We start from the raw sequence: 3365 nt of genomic DNA, 5'->3' as shown, positions 1-3365 counted from the left end.
GAGGCATTTCGATCCCGGCCTCCTGGCCGCCGCCGAGGCGGCCGAGGCGACCACACCCCCCGCCCCACTCTGCCCGGAGCGCGACTGACGCGCGCCCCGCCCGAGGCCCGCCACGAGGAGACCGACGATGCTGGACGAAAGCCCCGACCCGAGCACGGTCCTGCCGCAGAAGCACGAGGGCCCGATCCTCGAGATCGAGAACCTCTCGATCTCCTTCTTCACCCGCCTGCGCGAGATCCCCGCCGTCATGGACTTCTCCACCAAGGTCATGCCCGGCGAGGCGATGGGCCTCGTGGGCGAGTCGGGCTGCGGCAAGTCCACGGTCGCCCTCGGCATCATGCAGGATCTCGGCGTGAACGGGCGGATCGTCGGCGGGTCCATCCGGTTCAAGGGCCGCGACCTGAACGCGATGACGGACGAGGAGCTTCGCACCATCCGGGGCCGCGAGATCGCCATGATCTACCAGGAGCCGATGGCCTCGCTGAACCCGGCCATGCGGATCGGCCAGCAGCTCATGGAAGTGCCGATGATCCACGAGGGCCTCTCCGAGAAGGAGGCCCGCGCGCGCGCCCTCGAGGTCGTGACCGACGTGCGCCTGCCCGACCCCGAGCGCATCCTGCGCGCCTATCCCCACCAGCTCTCGGGCGGGCAGCAGCAGCGCATCGTCATCGCCATGGCGCTGATGGCGAACCCCTCGCTGCTGATCCTCGACGAGCCGACGACCGCGCTCGACGTGACGGTGGAGGCCGCCGTCGTCGACCTCGTGAAGGACCTCGGGCGCAAGTACGGCACCTCGATGCTGTTCATCTCGCACAACCTCGGCCTCATCCTCGAGACCTGCGACAGGCTCTGCGTGATGTATTCCGGCGAGGCGGTCGAGACGGGCTCGATCACCGACGTCTTCGACCAGATGCAGCACCCCTACACGCAGGCGCTCTTCCGCTCGATCCCGTTGCCCGGCGCCGACAAGAATGCGCGGCCGCTCAAGGCCATCCCGGGCAACTTCCCCCTGCCCCACGAACGCCCGCCCGGCTGCAACTTCGGGCCGCGCTGCGACTACTTCGAGAAGGGCCGCTGCGACGCGCAGGACATCCCGATGCTGAAAGTGCCGGGCGACGACCGCCACCGGACGCGCTGCCTGCGCTTCCAGGAGATCGACTGGACCGCCCCGGTCGAGGCCTCGACTCAGACCGAGGCGCCCGAGAAGGGCGACGTGGTCCTGAAGGTCGAGAACCTCAGGAAATACTACGAGGTCGCGGCCAACGCGATGTTCGGCGGCGGCGACCGCAAGGTGGTCAAGGCCAACGAGACCCTCAGCTTCGAGGCCCGCGAGAGCGAGACTCTGGCCATCGTGGGCGAGTCGGGCTGCGGCAAGTCCACGCTCGCCAAGGTGCTGCTGGGGCTCGAGACGGCGACGGACGGGCAGGTGCTGCTGGACAACAAGGCCATCGGCGACACGCCGATCGAGACGCGCGGCACCTCCACCGTCTCCTCGATCCAGATGGTGTTCCAGAACCCCTTCGACACGCTCAACCCCTCGATGACCGTGGGCCGCCAGATCATCCGCGCGCTCGAGGTCTTCGGCGTGGGCGAGAACGACGCGGCGCGGCGCCAGCGGATGCTGGAGCTGCTGGACCTCGTCAAGCTGCCCCGCGCCTTCGCCGAGCGGATGCCCCGCCAGCTCTCGGGCGGGCAGAAGCAGCGCGTGGGGATCGCGCGCGCCTTCGCGGGCGGCGCGCGGATCGTGGTGGCGGACGAGCCCGTCTCGGCCCTCGACGTGAGCGTTCAGGCGGCCGTCACGGACCTCCTGATGGAGATCCAGCGCACGGAGAAGACGACGCTCCTCTTCATCAGCCACGACCTCTCGATCGTGCGCTACCTGAGCGACCGGGTGATGGTCATGTATCTCGGCCACGTCGTCGAGATCGGCACGACCGACCAGGTCTTCAGCCCGCCCTACCACCCCTATACCGAGGCGCTCCTCTCGGCCGTGCCCATCGCCGACACGCGGGTGAAGAAGCAGACCATCGTGCTCGAGGGCGACATTCCCTCGGCGATGAACCCGCCGCCGGGCTGCCCGTTCCAGACGCGCTGCCGCTGGAAATCGGAGGTGCCGGGCAATCTCTGCGAGACGGAGGTGCCGCCGATGAAGACGCTCGCGCCCGGCCACCAGGTGAAGTGCCACCTGGCCGAGGACATCCTCGCGCGGATGGAGCCCGTGATCGTGGTCGACGCCGCGGAGTGATCCGGCAGCGGGCGACCGGGGCCGTGCGCGCCCGGTGCGCTCCGCGTTCGCGCGAGGGCCGACCTGCCAGAGCCCGGGCGCCGCGATCCGCCCTGCCGCGACGGCGCATCGGCGGCACGCGGCGGAGACCCCTTCCCGGACGGGGCACCGGCGCGTTAGCCTCGCGGCCGGAGACCCCGCCCCATGCCCGACGACGCATCCCTCTCCCGCGATCTCGCCATCCGCGTCCGCGGGCAGGTGCAGGGCGTCGGCTTTCGCCCCTTCGTCTGGCAGCTCGCGCAGGCCCATGGCGTCGCGGGCCAGGTCCTGAACGACCCCGAGGGCGTCCTGATCCACGCGCGCGGCGCCACCCGCGCCTTCCTCGAGGCGCTGAGCGACGCGGCCCCGCCGCTCGCCCGGGTCGACGCGGTCGAGAGCGCGCCCCACGTCTTCGCGACGCCGCCCGAGGGCTTCCTGATCGCCGCCTCGGAAGGGGTCGGCGCGCGCACGCGGGTGACGCCGGACGCGGCGACCTGCCCCGCCTGCCTCGCAGAGATTCGCGACCGGGGGGACCGGCGCTTCGGCTACCCCTTCGCGAACTGCACCCATTGCGGGCCGCGCTTCACGATCCTGCACCGCCTGCCCTACGACCGGGCCGAGACCTCGATGGCGGCCTTCGAGATGTGCCCCGACTGCCGCGCGGAATACGGGAACCCGGCCGACCGCCGCTTTCACGCGCAGCCCGTCGCCTGCCCGGCCTGCGGCCCGACCCTCCGGCCCGAGACGCCCTCGGGCGCGCCCCTGCCCGGCGACGCCATCGCCACCGCCGCGCAGTGGATCGCCGAGGGGCGGATCGTCGCGGTGAAGGGCCTCGGCGGCTTCCACCTCGCCTGCGACGCGACGAACGCGGAGGCCGTCGCGACGCTCCGCACGCGCAAGCGGCGGCCGACGAAGCCCCTGGCGCTGATGGCGCCCCTGGACCTGATCGCGCGGCACGCAGTCCTGACGGAGGCGGAGCGCGCGCGCCTCGCCGAGCCTGCGGCGCCCGTCGTTCTCCTGCCGAAAGGCGGCGCGCCCCTGCCCGAAGGCATCGCGCCCGGAGCGACGACGCTCGGCTGGATGCTGCCCTACACGCAGCTCC

The 3365-nt window shown here is 71.7% G+C and carries 2 protein-coding genes; both read left to right on the top strand.

Going from position 1 to position 3365, the window contains the following annotated elements; all coding sequences use genetic code 11:
• The first annotated feature begins 127 nt into the window (after positions 1 to 127).
• Positions 128 to 2245, top strand: coding sequence for a dipeptide ABC transporter ATP-binding protein (locus tag ACTS11_RS16505; RefSeq protein ID WP_442641394.1), 2118 nt, complete (start codon positions 128 to 130; stop codon positions 2243 to 2245).
• Between the two features lie 183 nt (positions 2246 to 2428).
• On the top strand, positions 2429 to 3365 hold a 937-nt coding region (locus ACTS11_RS16500), incomplete at its 3' end, for a Sua5/YciO/YrdC/YwlC family protein (protein WP_442641393.1).

It is taken from the genome of Roseicyclus sp., from assembly GCF_052168335.1.
Classification (GTDB): Bacteria; Pseudomonadota; Alphaproteobacteria; order Rhodobacterales; family Rhodobacteraceae; genus Roseibacterium.
Note: the sequence above shows the minus strand (reverse complement) of the source record. Positions and strands in the feature narration are given on the sequence as shown.

Excerpts from the sequence above, each read along its gene's own strand:
- ACTS11_RS16505 (WP_442641394.1), top strand. The coding sequence starts at position 128 with ATGCTGGACGAAAGCCCCGACCCGAGCACGGTCCTGCCGCAGAAGCAC.